An 18,810-nucleotide genomic window follows, 5' to 3' on the forward strand; every position below is an offset into this window, starting at 1 on the left:
GCCATGCTGATACCTGTGATTCTTTCTGGTGGCGCCGGCACGCGGCTGTGGCCGGTTTCCCGCGAGGGCCACCCCAAGCCGTTCATGGCCCTGCCCGACGGCGAGACGCTGCTGTGCAAGACCTATCGACGGGCCGCGGCACTGCTCGGCAGCCACGGCGATATCGTCACGGTGACCAACCGTGACTACTACTTCCAAAGCAAGGATCACTTCCAGGATGCCGACCTGGGCGGCCATCATCGCGGCCACTTCGTGCTCGAACCGGTGGGCCGCAACACCGCCCCGGCCATCGCCGCCGCGGCCTTGTCGCTGCAAGCGCTGCACGGTGACCAGGCAATCATGGTGGTGATGCCCGCCGACCACCTGATCCAGGATGAAGAAGCCTTCAAGCGCGCTGTCACCCACGCGGTGCGCCTGGCCGAAGCTGGTCACCTGGTGACGTTCGGCGTGAAGCCTACCGCGCCGGAAACCGGGTTTGGCTACATCGAGCGCGGCGAGCACCTTGATGACCAGGGCGCCGCCAGGGTCGCGCGCTTCGTCGAGAAGCCCGACCTGCAAACCGCCACGCACTACCTCGAAAGCGGCAACTTCCTGTGGAACTCAGGCATGTTCTGCTTCTCGGTCGGTACCGTCCTGGCCCAATTGCGCCTCCACGCCCCGCAGTTGCTGGAACAAGCCACGGCGTGCCTGGCTGTCAGCGCCCCGGTCGAAACCGGTGGTAGCCTGCAACAGGAGTTGGCGGCGGCACACTTCGCCGAGATGACCGATATCTCCATCGACTACGCCTTGATGGAGTGCTCCGACAAGGTGGTGGTCATCCCCGCCGGTTTCGACTGGAGCGACATCGGTTCGTGGAACGCCGTCAGTGCCCTGATCCCGGCCGACGCACACTGCAACCGCGCCAGCGGCGAAGCACTGTTCATCGACAGCCACAGCAACTTCGTCCAGAGCGACGGGCGCCTGGTGGCGACCCTGGGTGTGGAACACCTGATTGTCATCGATACCCCCGACGCCGTGCTGGTGGCCCACGCCGACCGCGCCCAGGACGTGCGCAAGGTGGTCAAGCAACTCAAGGACAAAGCACACGAAAGCTACCGCCTGCACCGCACCGTCAGCCGGCCGTGGGGCACCTACACCGTGCTGGAGGAAGGCCCGCGCTTCAAGATCAAACGCATCGTGGTCAAGCCCGGGGCCAAGCTGTCGCTGCAAATGCACCACCATCGCAACGAACACTGGGTAGTGGTCGAAGGCATGGCCAAGGTCACCAACAATGGGACCGGTACGCACCTGGTAGCCAAGAACGAATCCACCTTCATTGCCGCCGGGCACAAGCATCGCCTGGAAAACCCCGGGGTAATCGACCTGGTGATCATTGAGGTGCAGAGCGGCGAGTACCTGGGCGAAGACGACATCGTGCGCTTCGAAGACCAATACGGAAGGACGCCCTGAATGGTCCTCAACCTGTTTCGATCCCTGAGCAGCCACCGAGGCTTCATCTTCGGCAGCGTCAAGCGCGAGTTCCAGGCGCGCTATCGCAACTCACTGTTCGGGGCGCTGTGGACGGTGCTCAACCCGTTGTCGATGATCGTTGTCTACACGGTGATCTTTTCCCACATCATGCGCGCCAAGCTACCGGGTATCGATGACGGCATGGCCTACAGCATCTACCTGTGCGCGGGGCTGCTGGCCTGGGGACTGTTCGCGGAGATCACCCTGCGCTGCCAGAACATGTTTCTGGAGAATGCCAACCTGCTGAAAAAGATCAGCTTCCCCAAGATCTGTTTGCCGGTGATCGTGCTGCTCAATGCCGGGATCAACTTTGCGATCATCATCGCCCTGTTCGTCGGCTTCCTGCTGATCACCGGGCGCCTGCCCGGCATGGCCCTGCTGGCGCTGATTCCGCTGGTCGCCTTGCAAATACTGTTCTGCGCCGGACTGGGCATGGTCCTCGGCGTCCTCAACGTATTCTTCCGTGATGTCGGGCAGTTCTACGGGATTGTCTTGCAGTTCTGGTTCTGGCTGACGCCGATTGTCTACCCGATCTCGATCCTGCCCGAGCCGATCCAGCGCCTGTTGCAACTCAACCCCCTGACCGGCCTGATGAGCAGCTATCAGAACCTGTTCGTCTACGGTCAATGGCCGGTCTGGAGTTCGCTGTTGCCGGCCCTGGTGCTTGCCGTGTTGTTCTGCGTGATCGGGCTGCGGCTGTTTCGCCAGCGGGTCGGTGAAATGGTGGATGAACTCTGATGGGAACCATTCGTGTAACCGACCTGGGCAAGGCCTACAAACAGTATCCTTCGCGCTGGAGCCGCCTGGCCGAATGGCTGATCCCGTTCTCACCGGTGCGCCATCGCCAGCATTGGGTGCTGCAGGATGTGAACTTCGAGATCGCACCCGGTGAGGCAGTTGGCATTGTCGGCGTCAACGGTGCGGGCAAGAGCACCCTGCTGAAGATGATCACCGGCACGACCCAACCCACCTGTGGCCAGATTCAGCTGGAAGGCCGAGTTGCCGCGCTACTGGAGTTGGGCATGGGCTTTCATGCCGACTTCACTGGCCGGCAGAACGCATTCATGGCCGGACAACTGCTGGGCATGTCGATTAAGGAAATCGAAGCCCTGATGCCCGAGATCGAACGCTTCGCCGAGATCGGCGAGGCCATCGACCATCATGTGCGCACCTATTCAAGCGGCATGCAGATGCGCCTGGCGTTCAGCGTGGCCACCGCCCGCCGTCCGGACATCCTGATCGTCGACGAAGCGCTGTCGGTGGGCGATGCGTATTTCCAGCACAAGAGCTTCGAGCGCATCCGCAGCTTCCGCAAGGCCGGCACGACCCTGTTGATCGTCTCCCACGACCGTTCGGCGATCCAGTCCATCTGCGATTCGGCCATTCTCCTGGAGAACGGTCGCATGGCCATGTATGACAAGCCTGAAGCCGTCATGGACTACTACAACGCCATACTCGCCGAACGTGAAGGCCAGACCGTGCGTCAGGAGCAACTCGCCGATGGCCAGGTGCGCACTATTTCCGGCACCGGTGAGGCCGGCATCCTGCGGGTGCGCCTGCTCAATGAACAAGAACGCCCCATCGATGCCGCCGAAGTCGGCCAGCCCGTGGTGCTGGAGGTCCAGGTCGAAATCCGCCAGGACATCGAGCGGCTGGTGCTGGGCTTCATGATCAAAGACCGCCTGGGCCAGCCGATGTACGGGATCAACACCCACCGCCTGGACCAGGCGTTGACCGAGCTCAAGGCCGGGGAACAGATCACCTATCGATTTGCCTTCATCATGGGCCTGGGCAAGGGCAACTACTCCGTCGCCCTGAGCCTGTCACGGCTGGACTCGCACCTGGACCGCAACTTCGAATGGCGCGACTACGGCCTGGTGTTTCACGTCATCAACAACCGCCGCGAAGACTTCGTCGGCTGCGCGTGGCTGGACGCCAAGACCGACATCGTCCGCACCGCCGCACAGGTTGTCCCGGAGACTGCGCCATGACCCGCCTGCTTGTGGAGTGCACGCATGTGTTCCACAACCCCAAGGTCAACTCGGGGATTCAGCGGGTGGTGCGCAACGTCATCAATCAACTGCCCGACGCGGTGAACGGCGTGCCCTGCATCCCCGTGATCATGCTCCGGGGCAAACTCCATCGCGTGCTGCAACTGGGGCCACTCAACATCCCGCTCTTCGATGAACTGATGCAGTTTGGCGCACGCCTGGGCCGCCTGGCCCACCGCTTCTGCGAATGGCACAAGCGCCTGGATAAACGCCTGGCTTCGCGCTGGACCCGCCGCGCACTGTATGTGTTGTATCGCCTCACGGCACTGGCCTGTTTCAGCCTCCCGCTGCGCTTGATCAATCGGCTCTACGCCTCGCAAATGCCCAAGCGCTGCCTGCCGCTGCAGCATCAACCGGGCGATCAGTTGATCTTGCTGGATTCGTCCTGGCATACCGACTTCTTTCCCTTCGCCGAACGGCTCAAGCGCGATGGCGTGGACATCGTCGCGGTCATCTACGACTTGATCCCCCTGACCCATCCGCAGTTCTACGACAACCGGCTGGTGCAGACCTACAACCAGTGGTTCGACTGGATCACCCGCACCGCCAACGGCTACATGACCATCTCCGCGACAGTGCGCGACCAGGTCCGCGAAGAGCTGCAGCGCCGACTCGGCCCAACACACGCCGACACGGTGTGGTTCGACTATTTCCACCTCGGCAGCGAGCTGGACCTGCAGGCCGACAACGCTCGCGTCGAGCCGCGCCTGGCCCGTTTGTTCGAGACCCCGGAGCCGGTGTTCTTGATGGTCAGTACCATCGAGCCGCGCAAGAACCACGCCTACCTGCTCGATGCCTTCGAGCGGGCCTGGGCCACCGGTTCCAAGGCCCGGCTATGCATCGCCGGGCACATCGGCTGGAAGTGCGAAGCGTTGCTGGCCCGCGTCCGCGAACACCCGGAACTGAATCGGCGCGTGTTCATGTTCAACGACTTGAGCGACACCAGCCTGGAATACGCCTATGCCCACGCCCGTGCGTTGGTGTTCCCCTCCTACGTCGAGGGCTTTGGCCTGCCCCTGGTGGAAGCCATGCAGCGCGGCTTGCCGGCCATGGGCAGCGACATTCCGGTGTTCCGCGAGATTGGTGGCGAGTTCATGGCCTATTTCGACCTCTCCAGCCCCCAGAGCCTGGCTGACCTGATCATCGGCATGGAAACCAGCGGCACCTTCCCGGCACAGCGCAACGTCAGCGAGTGGCGCTGGATCGGCTGGCGTGAAGCCAGTGCACAATTGGTCGAACGCGTCCTGGGCCATGTGCGCCCAGCCCCGGCGGCAGTGGGGAGGCAACATGCAGATTGCCCTTAACGCCCGGATCCTGCAGGCGCCGCGCACCGGCATTGGCCATTACCTGGTCGAGTTGATCAACGGCCTGGGCCTTGAGCCTGACCTGCAGCTGTCGTTGTTCCACGGCTGGGGTTGGAGCCCCCGGGTGCCGACCGCCGCCATGCCCGGCTACTCGCGGCTCACGCCCTTGTTACGCCAGGTGCCCGGGGCCTATCAAGCCCGGCGCTGGCTGGAACAACGACGCTTCGACCAAGGCCGCACGCCTGCCATCGATCTGTATCACGAACCGAGCCTGTGGCCGCTGGCGTTCAAGGGGCCGACCATCATCACCCTGCACGACCTGACCCACCTGCACTACCCGTCGACACAGCCGGCGGCGCGCTTGAAGGAAATCGAACGCCGGCTCGCGCAGGGCGTGCAGCAGGCCAGCCTGATCCTCACCGACTCGCAGTTCGTGGCCGATGAGGCCCAGCACTACTTCGGTCTTGGACCCGAACATTTCAGGGTGGCGCCGCTGGGCGCCGCTGCACGCTTCCATCCCCGTGACAACGACGCCTTGAAGCCCGTACTGCAAGCCCACGGTGTCGAGCCTCAAGGCTACTTCCTCTGCGTGGGCACCCTGGAGCCGCGCAAGAACCTGTCCCTGGCCTTGCGCGCCCACGCCCAATTGCCCGAGAGCATGCGCCAGCGCTACCCGTTGTTGATTGTCGGCATGGCCGGCTGGAAGACCCAACAGCTCAACGATGAACTGCGCCAGGCCCTGGCCCAAGGCGATGTGTGCCTGCTGGGCTATCTACCGGACGAGCACGTTGCCCAATTGCTGGCCGGTGCCCGGGCACTGATTTTTCCATCGCTCTATGAAGGTTTTGGCCTGCCGGTACTGGAAGCCATGGCCAGCGGTACGCCGGTGGTCGTGACCCGCCGCTCGGCCATGCCCGAGGTGGCTGGCCAGGCGGGTAACTACGTTGAGCCCGACGATCCACAGGCGCTGTGTGAAGCGATGAAGCGCCTGGTCGACGATCAAGCCCATTGGCAGGCATGCCGGGAAGCCGGACTGCAACAGGCAAAGCTTTTTTCCTGGCAACAGTGCGCAGCGCTTACCGCTCGCGCCTATCGCCAGGTATTGGGAGGTTGAATGCGCGTCCTTCATTTTTTCAAGACCTACCTGACCGACTCGTTCGGCGGTATCGAGCAAGTGATCTACCAGTTGTGCGAGAGCGGCGCCAAGCTGGGCATCGACAGCCAAGTGCTGACCCTCAGCGCCGACCCTACCCCGCCCGTGGTGCAACTGGGCCAGCACGAAGTGCATCGTGCCAAGCTCGACATCCAGTTCGCCTCCACCGGGTTTTCCAGGAGCGTGTTCAAACAGTTCCGTGAGTTGGCCGCCGAAGCGGACGTGGTCAACTACCACTTCCCGTGGCCATTCATGGACCTGGTGCATTTCGCCAGCGGCATGAACAAACCCTGTGTGGTCACCTACCACTCGGACATCGTTCGCCAGAAGCACCTGCTCAAGCTCTATCGACCGCTGATGAACCGCTTCCTCGCCAGCGCCGACCGCATTGTCGCCGCGTCGCCCAACTACCTGCACACCAGTGACGTCCTGCAACAGTTCAAGGACAAGACCCGGGTCATCCCCTATGGCCTGGACAAAGCCGGTTATCCACAGCCCGATGTCGCGCGCATGAACCGCTGGCGCCAGCGGCTTGGGGATAAGTTCTTCCTGTTCGTTGGTGTGATGCGCTACTACAAGGGCCTGCACATCCTGCTCGACGCCTTGAAGGACGTCGATTACCCGGTGGTGATTGTCGGTGCCGGCCCACTGGAGCAAGCGCTGCATGCCCAGGCCGCGGCATTGGGCCTGCGCAACCTCCACTTCCTCGGGCGCCTGGATGACGAAGACAAGGTCGCGCTGCTGGAACTGAGCTACGCCATCGTCTTCCCGTCGCACCTGCGCTCCGAGGCATTCGGTATCTCGCTGCTGGAGGGGGCGATGTATGGCAAGCCGATGATCTGCAGCGAGATCGGCACCGGCACCAGCTATATCAACATCCACAACGAAACCGGACTGGTCGTGCCGCCGAGTGATCCACTGGCCTTTCGCGAGGCGATGCGCACGCTCTGGGACAACCCGGTCCAGGCCGCCGCCATGGGCGTCAAGGCCGGGGCGCGCTACCGACAACTGTTCTCCGCCGATGAGATGGGACGCCAGTGGGCCGAGCTGTATCGGGAGCTGCTGGAAGAGAAATCCCTGTCCTATGCGTAAGCAGGCGCACCTTATCGATCGTGCAGATGCTTCTTCAAGAAGGACCGGGTGCGCTCGTGGACAGGGTGTTGCAGGATTTCCTGCGGCGTCCCCTCCTCCACGACAACCCCGCCGTCCATAAAGACGATCCGGTCGGCAACCTCACCGGCAAAGCGCATTTCATGGGTGACGATCAACATGGTCATGTGCTCCGCAGCGAGCTGCTTCATGACCAGGTTGACCTCTTCGACAAGCTCGGGGTCCAGCGCCGACGTCGCCTCATCGAACAGCATGACTTTGGGCTGCATCGCCAACGCCCGGGCAATCGCCACGCGCTGCTTCTGTCCACCCGACAGGCGAGAAGGGTACTCGTCGAACTTGTCGGCCAAGCCAACTTTCGACAAGTATTCCATTGCCAACTCGCGCGCCGCTTTTTTCGTCAGGCCCTTGAGCTTTATCGGGCCAAGGGCGATGTTTTCATACACGGTCAAGTGCGGGAATAAGTTGAAGTGCTGGAACACCATGCCCATCTGCTGGCGCACAGCGTTTATATGCTGTTCAAACGCACGGCCTTTCAACGGCCGATTGACTTGTTCACCCTCCAGCCAGATCTCACCGTCGTTCAGTACTTCCAGGTGATTGATGGAGCGCAGCAGTGTGCTTTTGCCAGACCCACTGGGACCGATAATGCCGATGATTTGTCCGCGAGCGACGGAAAGATCGATGCCCTTGAGTACTTCCAGTGCTCCGTAAGCCTTGCGAGCACCCTTCACCTCAACCATGAACTGTGTATGGGTCATCGTGACATCTCTACCTTTTTTTCGAGAAGGTGCAGGCCGGCTTCGAGCACAAGGTTGGCGGCGTAATAAATAACCGCAACCGTCAGATAAAACTCAAATGGGCTATAGGTCTCGCTGACGGCACGCTGGGCGCTATACACCAACTCCGCGATACCGATGATGGACACCAGCGAGGTGTCCTTTAACAGGACGATCAGATTGTTGCCCAACGGCGCAATCGTCCTGCGCAGCGCTTGCGGCACGATGACGTAACGCTGCGTCTGCCCACGGCTGAGGCCGATAGACCGGGCCCCTTCGATCTGGCCGGGGTCGACTGACACCACGCCGGCACGAATAACGTCGGCGTTGTAGACGGCGAAATGCAGGCTAAGGCCGATGATGCCCGCCGCCAGCGCCGGAATATCGATTCCCACTTGCACCAGGCCGTAATAAATCACATACAGCTGAAGCAGCAATGGAGTGCCCATCAGCAACCACGTGATAAAACGCACCGGCAGGGCCAAAAGCTTAGGTGCATAAAGCACGATCAGTGCAAAGGCTATCCCAGCCATCAAACTCAAGACGCTGGAGCTGACAAACATCACCACGGTCCACCACAGGCCTGTTGCCAGTAGTTCGGAATAGGGTGTGACGATACTTAGATCCAGGCTTTGCATCTGAATGCTCTCACCTTGCCGCGAAGCGATTGTCGAGATAGTCAACGATAAATCTGACCGAGTAGACCATCGCGATATAAAGAAGCGCGGACACCGTAAAGATCTCAAATGGCTTGTAGGTCGAACTGATAAAGCGTTGCGCCGTGTATGAAAGTTCAACCACCGAGATCGTCGACACCAATGCAGAACCCTTGATCAACGCGACCGCGTTGACGCCCAGCGGCCGGATCATCAACTTCGCCGTTTGCGGCAGCGTGACCAGCCATAAGGTTTGCCCCTTGCTGAAACCAATTGAACGCGCCGCTTCTTCCTGGCCAGGGTCAACGTTGGCGATAGCGCCACGAATAGACTCCGCCATGTACGCCGCGATGTTCAGGCCCAAACCGATGACGCCGGCGGCGAACGGCTCCAGCTCAAGTCCGATTTGCGGCCCGCCAAAGTAAATGATGAACAACTGGACCAGGCAGGGCGTGCCGCGAAAAACGCTGACGTAGAGTCTTGCCAGGCAGCGAAATACGAACACCGTGGACAACCGCCCAGCAACCAGCACGATCGCGACCAGAAACCCAAGTAGCAGTGCAAGTACGGAGATTTGCACCGTGATCCAGGCCGCCTCCAGAAAAAACGGGAGTGTGCGCTGTATGAGTGTCAGATCCATGGGAACGCTCAGAAAAGTCCGATTGACTGGCCCGACGATAAGTCGGGCCCTGCTCAACATGAATCAGCGGATATCTTTGCCAATCCACTTCATCGAGATCTTTTCGTAGGTGCCATCGGCGAGCATATCGTCAAGGCCCTTCTGCAGCGCCGCCTTGAGTTCAGGGTTGTTCTTGCGCAGGGCGATGCCCATGCCTTCAAGGCCACCGTCGCTATCGGGCGGGGTAATGATGCGTACCTTCTGCCCGGTTTCCTTGACCGCGACCAGCACCGGCACACTGTCCATCACAATCGCATCGATGCGCCCGGCCTCCAGGTCGACCAGCATTTCGGGAAGACCTTTATAGGTTCTGACCTTCAAGTTGCCGCGCGCCCGGGCCCATTTATCGTGAGCATCACCGAGGGTCACGCCAACCGTGACCGCCTTGAGGTCATCCAGGCTTTTGATCGAGGAATCGTCCTTGACCACGATCGTCCGGCCGGCATGGTAATAGGGCCCAACGAAATCCACGGCCTTCTGGCGTTCCGGGGTAATGGTCATGGACGCGACAATGGCGTCATATTTTTTCGCGAGAAGACCGGCAATGATCCCGTCGAATGGCGTGGTAATGATCGTCACTTTTACCCCCATCCGCTCAGCCAGTGCTTCGCTGATGGAGGCGTCGAATCCGACGATCTGGTTCTGTTCGTTGGCAAAGCTGAAGGGAGAATATTGCCCGCTCATCGCAATACGAATCTCTTTGGAATCCTGGATCGACTGCAACTCATCAGCGTGAACAGCGGCGCTGGACATGAGCGCTGCGGCGGCCACAGTGGAAGCGACAATCAAACCCTTGAGCTTTTTGGTTAGCATCGGATGGCACCTTCGAAGAATTATTATTTATTGTTTTTGGGGCTCTTCACCCAACCTTCACGAAAAGCTTTGCATAGGCAATTCTGGAAAGCACCCAGCAAGGTGTCAGCCTGCCTGACACATTGCCGGAGTTGGCCGACACTATGTCGGTCGCCTTGCCAAAGCGCGCCTCAGGGCCCTGCGGCGCGCTACGGTCTACTGGAGTGCCGCTTTAAAGCTGTCGTCCAGCACCTCAAGCAAAAAGTCAGCGTTTGATTGACTGAAAATCATCGATGGACGCATTTTCAGGACATTGTCGTGGGGCCCTTCGGTACCGATCAAAATGCCACGCTCCCTGGCGCCATCGGCGACTTGCTTGGCCAGCGCCGTGGCGGGAACCTTCGTTTTGCGATCCGTGACCAGTTCTATCCCCAGGAACAGCCCCTGCCCGCGCACATCGCCTATTACTTCGTAGCGGCGCTGCAGCTTGCGGAAACCGTCGAGCAGATAGTTACCAACCGTCAGCGCGTTGAGTTTCAAGTTATCGCGCTCGATCACATCGAGTACCGACAGCCCTACGGCACATGAAACCGGACTGCCGGCAAAGGTGTTGAAGTACTCCATGCCATTGTTGAAGCTGTCGGCGATCTCACGCGTGGTCACCACCGCCGACATCGGATGCCCATTGCCAATGGGTTTGCCCATGGAGACGGCATCCGGCACCACGCCCTGGGTTTCAAACGCCCACCAGTGGCTACCGACCCGGCCAAAGCCGACCTGGACTTCGTCAGCCAGGCACAGGCCGCCCTCGGCACGCACCATGGCATAGACTTCTTTCAAGTAGTTGTCCGGGAAGAACAGTTGCCCGGCGACACTGGGAATGGACTCGGCCAAAAAGAACGCCGGGGATCGGCCCTGCTTGCGCATGGTCTCAATCTGATCCGCCACGCTTTCAGCGAAACGCTTACCCATCTCTTCGAACGACCAGTGGTCCGGCGCACGGTAGGCATCCGGGACGATCGCCTCAAACACATGCTCCGCACGCCCTTTACCGGCTTTGCGCTTGTACTTGTAGGGGCTGAGGTCAATCAGCTCCTGCGTCGTGCCGTGGTAAGCCCAATCCAGCACGATGGCATCGTTACGCCCGGTGTGATTGCGCGCCATGCGCAACATGAGGCTGTTGGCTTCCGTTCCTGAACAGCCGAAGGACGCGACCGCCAAACCGTCGGGCAAGGTTGCGGTGAGCCGCTCTGCATACTCAACAATATTGTCGTGCAGGTAACGGGTGTTGGTGTTCAGGCGTGACGCTTGCTGCGCAAGCGCTTGCACCACATCGGGGTGGCAGTGGCCGAGATGGCACACGTTGTTGAAGCAATCCAGGTACGCCCGGCCAAAGTTGTCGATCAACCAGACGCCATCGCCACGCACGAACTTGATCGGGTCGGAGTAGGAAATCGACAAGTTTGGCAGCAGCAGTTCCTTACGCTTGGCCACCAGCTCTGCCTTGGTGCGACCTTCCTGGCTGTAGGTTTCTGGGGGAATCCCGGCGAGCGCCGATGTGTCAGGGAAAAGGTCAGCCCACACCTCAAGATAAGCCCGCTCGCCAACGCCGATGAACTCGCTCGCTTTCAACTCGGTGTCGGTGGACATTTGAAAATGCACATGGGGGATCCACCCACCGTTTTCCTGATCCGCGCCCATGTAGCCGATCAGCGCGCCAGCCTCAAGGTGATCACCGGGCTTGAGCCGCGCCAGCGCCTCATGCGCCATGTGCCCCCACAGCGTCAGGAAGGGTGGGCAACCGTCAGGCGAATGCTTGAGCATGATCAAGCCGCCGTAGCCCAGCGGCTCACGCTCGACCTCAACGCTCTGCACCACGCCGGCAACCGGCGTATACAAAGGCGTGCCGGCGGGCATGATCAAGTCGACACCGACGTGGATGATCCGCCGCTGCCCTTCAATGAAGCGCGACTCAAACGCCGTGCCGGTGTAGATGGTTCTTTCCTCGCCCCATGGCCCGATCCCGAGCGGCACCTTGTGCTCGGCCGCAAAATCGCTCCACCACTTCGTTGCCTGCGCGGGACGCTGCTCGGCTGACGCGATCGTCATCACATGCGCAGCATCGCCGAACGGAGCGATGGCCTTGTTCATGGTCGCCGCAGAAGGATGCACGATATCGGCGAAGGACTTGCGGTTCTCGGCCACCCAGCGGCGAACCGCACCCGCGCCTTCGATCGCGTCAAAACCACAGGCTTTGCGCAGGATCGCCGTCGCCAGTCGAGGGTTCATGCGATCCATCCGCTCCAGAAGGCGCCAAGCCGGCTCTTCGCTGATGGCAAGGTAGGGATTGTCTTGCGTCTGCTCACACCGCGATGCCGACAAGGTGACGCTGGTCACCAGGCGCATCGCAATGAGCGTGAAGAGGACATCCAGCTCCTCCGGTTGCAGCGGGTACTTCTCATGGAATCCGGCCGTGAGAGCGGCGGCGGCGCCAATCGGGTCTTGCATGTCGAGAATGGAATAGGCACAGGTAATCGCGACTTCGGCAATCAGCACCGTGTGCACCGCATCGCCAAAATCGATGATGCCCGAGACTTTCTGGTGATCCTGGGCGTCGACGAGGATGTTCCAGTCGTTGCCGTCGTTGTGAATGATCTGTGTACGCAGACGTGCAAGCTGCGGTTGCACCGTGGTTTCGAAACGCTCAATGAAGCGTTCCAGGATGGCCCTTCTGCCAGGGTCCTTGACGAAGTGCAGGCGTGCACGCGAACGGGCAGCGTGACGCAAATCCCAGTCCAGATCGCGGACCCCACCTGGGTGCATGAAACCCTGCAGGGCACGATCTATCTCACCGAAGGATTGGCCAAGGCTGCGCATCAATTCGAACGTGCGCTTGACCTCGGCAAGCGGCGTTCCGTGCAACCAGCTGACCACGCGCACCGCATGGGTTTCGCCAGAGGGCGACACGGCACACGCCAGGAAATCACCGGCCAGGCTTCTCTTGAGGGACGGCACGGTAAGCTCGGGGTTGTAGTGGGCGAGGTGGTTGAGAATCGCCGTCTGAAACTCGCTTTCAATGCGTGGTTCAGTCGAGTTGACGACCTTGAGAATCCACCCTGCATCGGCTCCTGTGTTCAACCGATAGTTACGGTCTCGCTCGCCGTCCAGCGGCGTGGCCGTGCCGACAACGTTGAAAAGCTGTTCACCCAGCTTTTCGGCATCCGCCGTCGAGAACTGGGGTGCAGGATGGGAAAGGTTCGTCATAGTAATTGTTTTCCGCGCCATTTTTTTCAGATAGCTTGGCATGCGAAAACGGTGAAGGCAGTAGGTATGCGGTCGGCTTTAGCCTGCATATTGTCGGAATCAACCGGCACAAACTCGGCAGCCAAATTAGGGAGTTCTGATGCGCGACCTGGACGTGAAAGATCGAGAAATACTCGAGATTCTTTCTAAAGAGGCTCGAATTGCCCTGAAGGCCCTGGCAGCGCGAATCGGACTGTCGAGAAGTGCGACCAGCGAACGCGTCATCAACCTTGAACGCAATGGTGTGATCAGGGGCTACCGGGCTGATATTGGCGAAATCGATGCCAACGTCATTCGCGCGATCCTTCTGGTGAGCCTTAAACGCACACCAGCAATGGGCCTGCTGGACCTCCTGGCCCGAAACTCGCAGGTACGACGCGTCTCCTCGGTCAGCGGCCAGCTCGATCTGGTCATTGAGGTCGAATCGCGCACTATCGATGATCTGAATCGCGTCAGAGATGCCGTCGCCAGTCACGAAACCGTTGAAGACATCACCACTGCCGTCGTGCTTCGGCGCGATATCGATCGGCAGTGAAGCTGGCTGGCTGTGGTGAGAAGATTGAATAAGCCCTGAGCCATCCCGCCCCACCGGCCAACCCACGTTGAAATGATGCGCCACATCCCTCTTCGAACGTAGGCTGGAATCGGCCGTAAAGGTCCCCCTGCCAGCACCCAGGCGAATCTGCTCAGCCTCCGATTTGTGGAGCTGCTTGGGCCGGAACTCGAGCGGCATCACATTCTGCTGCACAAACTTGACCACTTACCATTGATTGGTTTTTCAAGCGCCGTGCACGCGCGCATCTGGCACTACAGTGACCAATTTCACTATTAAATCCGGACTTCCGGTCAATTCAAGGGCCTCTTTTTCCATTTAACGCCCTTCAAACCATTGTTAATGCGGCAAAGTGGGCATAGTATCGACCAATAACTGGATCGTTTTGTAACCATTCATACCGCCAGCGCATGGTTATGCCTAGTGAGAGGCTTATCAGTGAACCCGCAGAGGTTCAGTCGAAAGATCAGTTAAGCCCCGCGGGGCAAGCAGGAATGTAGAGATGAATAAAAAGAAAAAAATGTACCTCAACCTATCCGCCGCAATCCGCCGTTACCTCCCCCTTGAGATCGATCCCGAGGCCCATGGCATGGGTTGGGCCGGCTTCCCTTGCCCGCATATACGGATCGACACCGACCCCGAAAGCACCCGCCCCAACAGGCCCCGCGCCGGGGACCTGCCATGTCATTGCTGAACGATTATGGCTGGGTCTTGCTTCAAGGCTTAGCAATCACCCTCGCACTGTCGGTGTGCAGTTGGGTTCTGTCGTTCGCCGTCGGCCTGTTTCTGACCTTGGTCCGGATGACTAAGATCAAGCTCGTTGAGCTCTGTGTACTGGCCTTTGTCGAGTACCAACGCAACGTACCGCCTTTGGTGCATATCTTCCTGTGGTACTTCGGTGTGAGCAGTCTGCTTCCCGAGAACCTTCAGGAGCTGGTGAACGAGTACCACGGTGAGTTCATCTTTGCCGTGATCGCGATAGGCCTCTATTACGGTGCCTATTTCGCCGAAGATATTCGCAGTGGCTTGCGCAGTATCCCGAAAGGCCAGCAAGAGGCCGCGCGGGCGATTGGCCTGAGCTATGCGGGCACGATGCGCCGAGTCGTCCTGCCCCAAGCCATACGTGTCGCGATCCCACCACTGTTGAGCAACACCGTGATGCTGGTGAAGACCACCAGCCTGGCCATGGTCATCGGCGTAATGGAGCTGACCTACGCCACCAAGGAAGTGGCCAGCGACACATTCCGGATCTTCGAAACCTACGGCATCAGCACGGCAATGTACGCGGCCGTGGCGTTGACCTTGCTGTTCATTGGCGGCTGGCTCGGTCAGCGCATGCGAATCAAGGGGCGCTGATCATGCTTGATATCATTCACGAATACTGGCTTCTGTTTCTAATAGGCTCCTATCCCAATGGTCCGCTTGGCGGTATTGCCGCCACGGTCCTGCTGTCGATCATCGGTATCGGCGTTGCCTTTCCGCTGAGCGTTCTGTTGGCCCTGGCCCAACTGAGCCCATTCAAGGTCATTCGCTATCCGGCCACGGCGATCCGCTACCTGCTGCGCAGTATCCCGCTGGTCATGCTGATCTTTGGTGCGTACTTCATCGTGCCCATGATTCTCGGGCGCCCCGTCGCCGGTTTCACCACCATGGCCGTTACGCTGGTGGTGTTCCAGTCGGTCTACCTGGCCGAAATCATCAGAGCGGGCATCGAGTCGCTGCCCAAGGGGCAGGCCGAGGCTGCAGCGGCACTGGGCATGGGCTACTGGACGCGGACCTTCAAGATCATCCTGCCCCAGGCGCTGACCACGATGCTGCCGAGCATGGTCGGTCAGTTCGTAACCACCATCAAAGACACCTCGCTTGGCTACGTGATCGGTGTCAATGAGCTGACCTATGCGGCCAACCAGGTGAACAGCACAGTGATTACCGAACCCTTCACCGTGTTCCTGGTGCTGTCGATGGCGTATTTCGTCATCTGCTTCTCCCTGACCCAGACGGCACGTCTGCTCGAAGCCCGTCTTGAGCGGCGCTATACGCGCGCAGTCACCCACACTCCCCTCAACGCACCCAGTGCACCGGCTGCGGGATATTGACCAGCATGAAAATGAACAATAACGCTGCTCCGGCTCAGTCCGGCGCCATCATCTCGCTGCATGAGGTGAATAAGTGGTACGACAAACATCATGTACTCACCAATGTGAGCGCAGAGGTTAAAAAGGGTGAAGTGGTCGTGCTGTGCGGACCGTCCGGTTCGGGCAAGTCCACGCTGATCCGCACCATGAACCGTCTCGAAGAGATTGGCTCGGGCACCATCCATGTCAACGGCCAGGATGTCCAAGGCCCACATGTCGACGTCAATAAGATGCGCAGCCACATCGGCTTCGTGTTTCAGCAGTTCAACCTGTTTCCCCATCTTTCCGTGTTGGAGAACGTGACCTGCGGCCCTTTGTGGGTTGGCAAGGTAAAGCAGGCAGAATCCCGCGAGCTGGCACTCAGTCTGTTGGACAAGGTTGGGCTCAGCCACAAGGCAAATGCCTATCCGAACCAGCTTTCTGGCGGACAGCAGCAGCGCGTCGCTATCGCCCGTGCGCTGGCGATGAAGCCGCCCGTCATGCTGTTTGACGAGCCGACCAGTGCGCTGGATCCGGAGATGGTCGGCGAGGTGCTTTCGGTGATGAAGGCCCTGGCTGCCGAAGGTATGACCATGGTGTGCGTGACCCACGAAATGAACTTTGCCCGTGAGGTCTCCGACATCGTGTGGTTCATGGATCAAGGAAGCCTGCTTGAAGTTGCTCCTCCGGATGAGTTCTTCACTTCGCCCAAGCACCCGCGCGCCCAGAAATTTCTGTCCGACATTCGTAGCCACTGAGTGGTGTACCAAGGAGTCCGTAAATGAGTAGCCCATCCACCTCGATCATTGTCTGTGATCAGGCCAAGACCGCAGCACTGCTTGAGTTCAACACGCTGGTCGACGCGATCGCGAACGCGGCCAAAGAACTGGATGCACACTCGATCCTGAGCCCAGAGCGCATGGTCGTTCCCCTTGGAGATGGCGGTGTACTGCTCAGCATGCCAGCTACTGCACCGGACATCGGCATTCACAAGCTGGTAAACGTCCAGCCGAGCAATGCACAGCGTAAATTGCCAACCATCAATGGCACCGTTACCGTTTGTGATGCTGTCACCGGCAAAATCATCTGCTTGCTGGATGGCCCGGAAGTCACCGGGCGGCGTACCGCTGCCGTTTCGCTGCTCGCCATTCGCACCTTACTGGAACAAGCACCGCAGCAGATCCTGATCTTTGGTACCGGTGCCCAATCCCGCTATCACATTCAGGCAATCAACGCGTTGTATCCGGATGCCAAGGTCTGGGTACGCGGCCTGGATCTGGAGAAAGCGACAGAGTTCTGCGACCGCAACCGCGAACTGCATGCTCATCTGGCTCCGCTCGGCGATAGCATTCCCGACGTCGATGTCGTGATCACGCTGACCACTAGCACTGAACCTGTCTACAACGAGCTGGCCAAGGCCGGTCGCCTGGTGATTGGCGTAGGAGCCTTCAAGCCAGAAATGGCAGAGATTGGCAAAGCCACTCTGGATACCAGCGTCATCTATGCCGACGATCCTGATGGCGCCAGGCATGAGGCCGGCGATCTGCTGCGTGCCGGTGTGGACTGGTCCAACGTGAAGTCGCTGGCGTCTGCGCTGGTGGATGGCATCGACCGTTCGCGACCGGCGGTGTTCAAGAGTGTCGGCACGGCGGCCTGGGACCTGGCCGCCGCACGTGTTGCACTCGCCGCTCTGGCGGCCAAGTAATCGATTATCGAATTCTGAAAGGGCTTCTCCATGCAAATCTCCCGCTCCATCAATACCGTCGAAGTTCACACTGGCGGTGAGCCGTTCCGTATCGTGACGTCAGGCCTGCCCAGGCTGCCAGGCAAAAGCATCGTCGAGCGTCGCGCATGGCTGTTGGAAAATGCCGACGACATCCGCCAGGCCTTGATGTTCGAACCACGCGGCCATGCCGACATGTATGGTGGCTATCTCACTGAGCCAGTTTCACCCACTGCAGACTTCGGCATCATCTTCCTGCACAACGAGGGTTACAGCGACCATTGCGGTCACGGCACTATCGCCCTGGCCACCGCCGCGGTCGAGTTAGGCTGGGTCGAGCGCACCTCTCCGGAGACTCGCGTCGGCATCGACGCCCCCTGCGGTTTCATCGAAGCCTTCGTGAAGTGGGATGGCAAGCATGCCAACGGCGTGCGCTTCATTAACGTCCCATCGTTCATCTACAAGCGCGATGTGACCGTCAACACGCCGAGCTATGGACCGGTAACGGGCGACATCGCCTACGGCGGCGCTTTCTACTTCTATACCAGCGGCAAGCCACATGGCCTGGAGATTCGCGAAACGTCGGTGGAAGAGCTGAAGAAATTCGGCGCAGAAGTGAAGCAGGCGGCCAACGCCGCGTTCCCAGTGGTTCACCCGGACATCCCGCAAATCAACCACATCTACGGCACCATCATTGATGGCGAGCCGCGCTTCCCGCAGTCCACACAAGCCAACTGCTGTGTCTTCGCGGACCGTGAAGTGGACCGTTCGCCTACCGGCTCCGGCACCAGTGGGCGCATTGCGCAACTCTACCTGCGCGGCCAGATCGGCAAGGACGACGTACTGATCAATGAGTCCGTGATCGGCTCAGTGTTTAGCGCGAAGGTCATCAAGGAAACCATGGTGGGCGAGTTCCCGGCCGTGATTCCCGAGGTGTCGGGCACGGCCTACATCTGCGGGTTCTGCAACTGGATCATCGATGATCGCGACCCGCAGAAGAACGGTTTCCTGGTCCGCTGACAACGTTTGCTCGTCGCACCTTGATCGAATAATAAAAAAGCGCCACGCGTACTACTTGAGGTCA

17 protein-coding genes are annotated in these 18,810 nt (G+C 59.8%); 12 read left to right on the forward strand and 5 right to left on the reverse strand.

Going from position 1 to position 18,810, the window contains the following annotated elements:
• Window positions 1-3 precede the first annotated feature (3 nt).
• The 6 genes from BMW74_RS06800 to BMW74_RS06825 are packed head-to-tail and all read left to right on the forward strand — an operon-like array spanning window position 4 to window position 7,109.
• On the forward strand, window positions 4-1,449 hold the full coding sequence (locus tag BMW74_RS06800) for a mannose-1-phosphate guanylyltransferase/mannose-6-phosphate isomerase (RefSeq protein WP_093415485.1): 1,446 nt from the start codon (window positions 4-6) through the stop codon (window positions 1,447-1,449).
• Complete coding sequence (locus tag BMW74_RS06805) at window positions 1,450-2,247, forward strand: ABC transporter permease (protein ID WP_093415488.1); 798 nt, start codon at window positions 1,450-1,452, stop codon at window positions 2,245-2,247. It begins immediately after the preceding gene.
• On the forward strand, window positions 2,247-3,500 hold the full coding sequence (locus BMW74_RS06810; protein ID WP_093415491.1) for an ABC transporter ATP-binding protein: 1,254 nt from the start codon (window positions 2,247-2,249) through the stop codon (window positions 3,498-3,500). Before BMW74_RS06805 ends, BMW74_RS06810 begins: the two co-directional genes overlap by 1 nt.
• Window positions 3,497-4,864 carry a glycosyltransferase family 4 protein gene (locus BMW74_RS06815; RefSeq protein ID WP_093415493.1) on the forward strand — a complete coding sequence of 456 codons (1,368 nt, stop codon included), beginning with the start codon at window positions 3,497-3,499 and terminating at the stop codon, window positions 4,862-4,864. The genes BMW74_RS06810 and BMW74_RS06815 overlap by 4 nt, the downstream gene beginning before the upstream one ends.
• Entirely contained in the window at window positions 4,848-5,978 is a 1,131-nt protein-coding gene (locus BMW74_RS06820; RefSeq protein ID WP_093415495.1) for a glycosyltransferase family 4 protein, read from the forward strand. The genes BMW74_RS06815 and BMW74_RS06820 overlap by 17 nt, the downstream gene beginning before the upstream one ends.
• Window positions 5,979-7,109, forward strand: coding sequence for a glycosyltransferase family 4 protein (locus tag BMW74_RS06825; protein WP_093415497.1), 1,131 nt, complete (start codon window positions 5,979-5,981; stop codon window positions 7,107-7,109).
• Window positions 7,110-7,120: 11 nt separating this feature from the next.
• Here the strand turns inward: BMW74_RS06825 and BMW74_RS06830 are convergent, their stop codons facing one another.
• From BMW74_RS06830 to BMW74_RS06850, 5 genes are all read right to left on the reverse strand, one after another.
• Window positions 7,121-7,870 (reverse strand): amino acid ABC transporter ATP-binding protein, encoded by a 750-nt coding sequence (locus BMW74_RS06830; protein ID WP_175479160.1) that lies wholly within the window; start codon window positions 7,868-7,870, stop codon window positions 7,121-7,123.
• Between the two features lie 14 nt (window positions 7,871-7,884).
• Window positions 7,885-8,544: an amino acid ABC transporter permease gene (locus BMW74_RS06835; protein ID WP_093415503.1), complete on the reverse strand. Its 660-nt coding sequence runs from the start codon at window positions 8,542-8,544 to the stop codon at window positions 7,885-7,887.
• Between the two features lie 10 nt (window positions 8,545-8,554).
• On the reverse strand, window positions 8,555-9,202 hold the full coding sequence (locus BMW74_RS06840) for an amino acid ABC transporter permease (protein WP_093415505.1): 648 nt from the start codon (window positions 9,200-9,202) through the stop codon (window positions 8,555-8,557).
• Between the two features lie 63 nt (window positions 9,203-9,265).
• The gene (locus BMW74_RS06845) at window positions 9,266-10,054 is read right to left on the reverse strand and encodes an ABC transporter substrate-binding protein (RefSeq protein ID WP_093415507.1); all 789 of its coding nucleotides are present in this window, start codon (window positions 10,052-10,054) and stop codon (window positions 9,266-9,268) included.
• Window positions 10,055-10,249: 195 nt separating this feature from the next.
• Window positions 10,250-13,297, reverse strand: a complete 3,048-nt coding sequence (locus BMW74_RS06850; RefSeq protein WP_093415509.1) for an aminotransferase class III-fold pyridoxal phosphate-dependent enzyme — start codon at window positions 13,295-13,297, stop codon at window positions 10,250-10,252.
• A 139-nt stretch (window positions 13,298-13,436) separates the two neighbouring features.
• Between BMW74_RS06850 and BMW74_RS06855 the strand changes: the two genes are divergently transcribed.
• From BMW74_RS06855 to lhpH, 6 genes are all read left to right on the forward strand, one after another.
• A complete protein-coding gene (locus tag BMW74_RS06855; protein ID WP_093415511.1) occupies window positions 13,437-13,871 on the forward strand; it encodes an Lrp/AsnC family transcriptional regulator in 435 nt (144 codons plus the stop codon).
• A 699-nt stretch (window positions 13,872-14,570) separates the two neighbouring features.
• Complete coding sequence (locus BMW74_RS06865; protein ID WP_093415516.1) at window positions 14,571-15,245, forward strand: amino acid ABC transporter permease; 675 nt, start codon at window positions 14,571-14,573, stop codon at window positions 15,243-15,245.
• 2 nt (window positions 15,246-15,247) lie between these two features.
• Window positions 15,248-15,985 carry an amino acid ABC transporter permease gene (locus BMW74_RS06870; RefSeq protein WP_093415519.1) on the forward strand — a complete coding sequence of 246 codons (738 nt, stop codon included), beginning with the start codon at window positions 15,248-15,250 and terminating at the stop codon, window positions 15,983-15,985.
• A gap of 47 nt (window positions 15,986-16,032) precedes the next feature.
• Window positions 16,033-16,761: an amino acid ABC transporter ATP-binding protein gene (locus BMW74_RS06875; protein ID WP_175479171.1), complete on the forward strand. Its 729-nt coding sequence runs from the start codon at window positions 16,033-16,035 to the stop codon at window positions 16,759-16,761.
• A gap of 23 nt (window positions 16,762-16,784) precedes the next feature.
• On the forward strand, window positions 16,785-17,708 hold the full coding sequence (gene lhpI / locus BMW74_RS06880) for a bifunctional Delta(1)-pyrroline-2-carboxylate/Delta(1)-piperideine-2-carboxylate reductase (RefSeq protein ID WP_093415525.1): 924 nt from the start codon (window positions 16,785-16,787) through the stop codon (window positions 17,706-17,708).
• A gap of 30 nt (window positions 17,709-17,738) precedes the next feature.
• Window positions 17,739-18,746 (forward strand): trans-3-hydroxy-L-proline dehydratase, encoded by a 1,008-nt coding sequence (lhpH, locus tag BMW74_RS06885; RefSeq protein WP_093415528.1) that lies wholly within the window; start codon window positions 17,739-17,741, stop codon window positions 18,744-18,746.
• Window positions 18,747-18,810 lie beyond the last annotated feature (64 nt).

This window comes from Pseudomonas sp. ok272, assembly GCF_900109995.1.
Lineage (GTDB): Bacteria > Pseudomonadota > Gammaproteobacteria > Pseudomonadales > Pseudomonadaceae > Aquipseudomonas.

Excerpts from the sequence above, each read along its gene's own strand:
- BMW74_RS06815 (WP_093415493.1), top strand. The coding sequence starts at position 3,497 with ATGACCCGCCTGCTTGTGGAGTGCACGCATGTGTTCCACAACCCCAAG.
- BMW74_RS06850 (WP_093415509.1), bottom strand. The coding sequence starts at position 13,297 with ATGACGAACCTTTCCCATCCTGCACCCCAGTTCTCGACGGCGGATGCC.
- BMW74_RS06865 (WP_093415516.1), top strand. The coding sequence starts at position 14,571 with ATGTCATTGCTGAACGATTATGGCTGGGTCTTGCTTCAAGGCTTAGCA.
- BMW74_RS06805 (WP_093415488.1), top strand. The coding sequence starts at position 1,450 with ATGGTCCTCAACCTGTTTCGATCCCTGAGCAGCCACCGAGGCTTCATC.
- BMW74_RS06845 (WP_093415507.1), bottom strand. The coding sequence starts at position 10,054 with ATGCTAACCAAAAAGCTCAAGGGTTTGATTGTCGCTTCCACTGTGGCC.
- BMW74_RS06825 (WP_093415497.1), top strand. The coding sequence starts at position 5,979 with ATGCGCGTCCTTCATTTTTTCAAGACCTACCTGACCGACTCGTTCGGC.
- BMW74_RS06820 (WP_093415495.1), top strand. The coding sequence starts at position 4,848 with ATGCAGATTGCCCTTAACGCCCGGATCCTGCAGGCGCCGCGCACCGGC.
- BMW74_RS06835 (WP_093415503.1), bottom strand. The coding sequence starts at position 8,544 with ATGCAAAGCCTGGATCTAAGTATCGTCACACCCTATTCCGAACTACTG.
- BMW74_RS06840 (WP_093415505.1), bottom strand. The coding sequence starts at position 9,202 with ATGGATCTGACACTCATACAGCGCACACTCCCGTTTTTTCTGGAGGCG.
- lhpH (WP_093415528.1), top strand. The coding sequence starts at position 17,739 with ATGCAAATCTCCCGCTCCATCAATACCGTCGAAGTTCACACTGGCGGT.
- lhpI (WP_093415525.1), top strand. The coding sequence starts at position 16,785 with ATGAGTAGCCCATCCACCTCGATCATTGTCTGTGATCAGGCCAAGACC.
- BMW74_RS06810 (WP_093415491.1), top strand. The coding sequence starts at position 2,247 with ATGGGAACCATTCGTGTAACCGACCTGGGCAAGGCCTACAAACAGTAT.
- BMW74_RS06870 (WP_093415519.1), top strand. The coding sequence starts at position 15,248 with ATGCTTGATATCATTCACGAATACTGGCTTCTGTTTCTAATAGGCTCC.
- BMW74_RS06830 (WP_175479160.1), bottom strand. The coding sequence starts at position 7,870 with ATGGTTGAGGTGAAGGGTGCTCGCAAGGCTTACGGAGCACTGGAAGTA.
- BMW74_RS06800 (WP_093415485.1), top strand. The coding sequence starts at position 4 with ATGCTGATACCTGTGATTCTTTCTGGTGGCGCCGGCACGCGGCTGTGG.
- BMW74_RS06855 (WP_093415511.1), top strand. The coding sequence starts at position 13,437 with ATGCGCGACCTGGACGTGAAAGATCGAGAAATACTCGAGATTCTTTCT.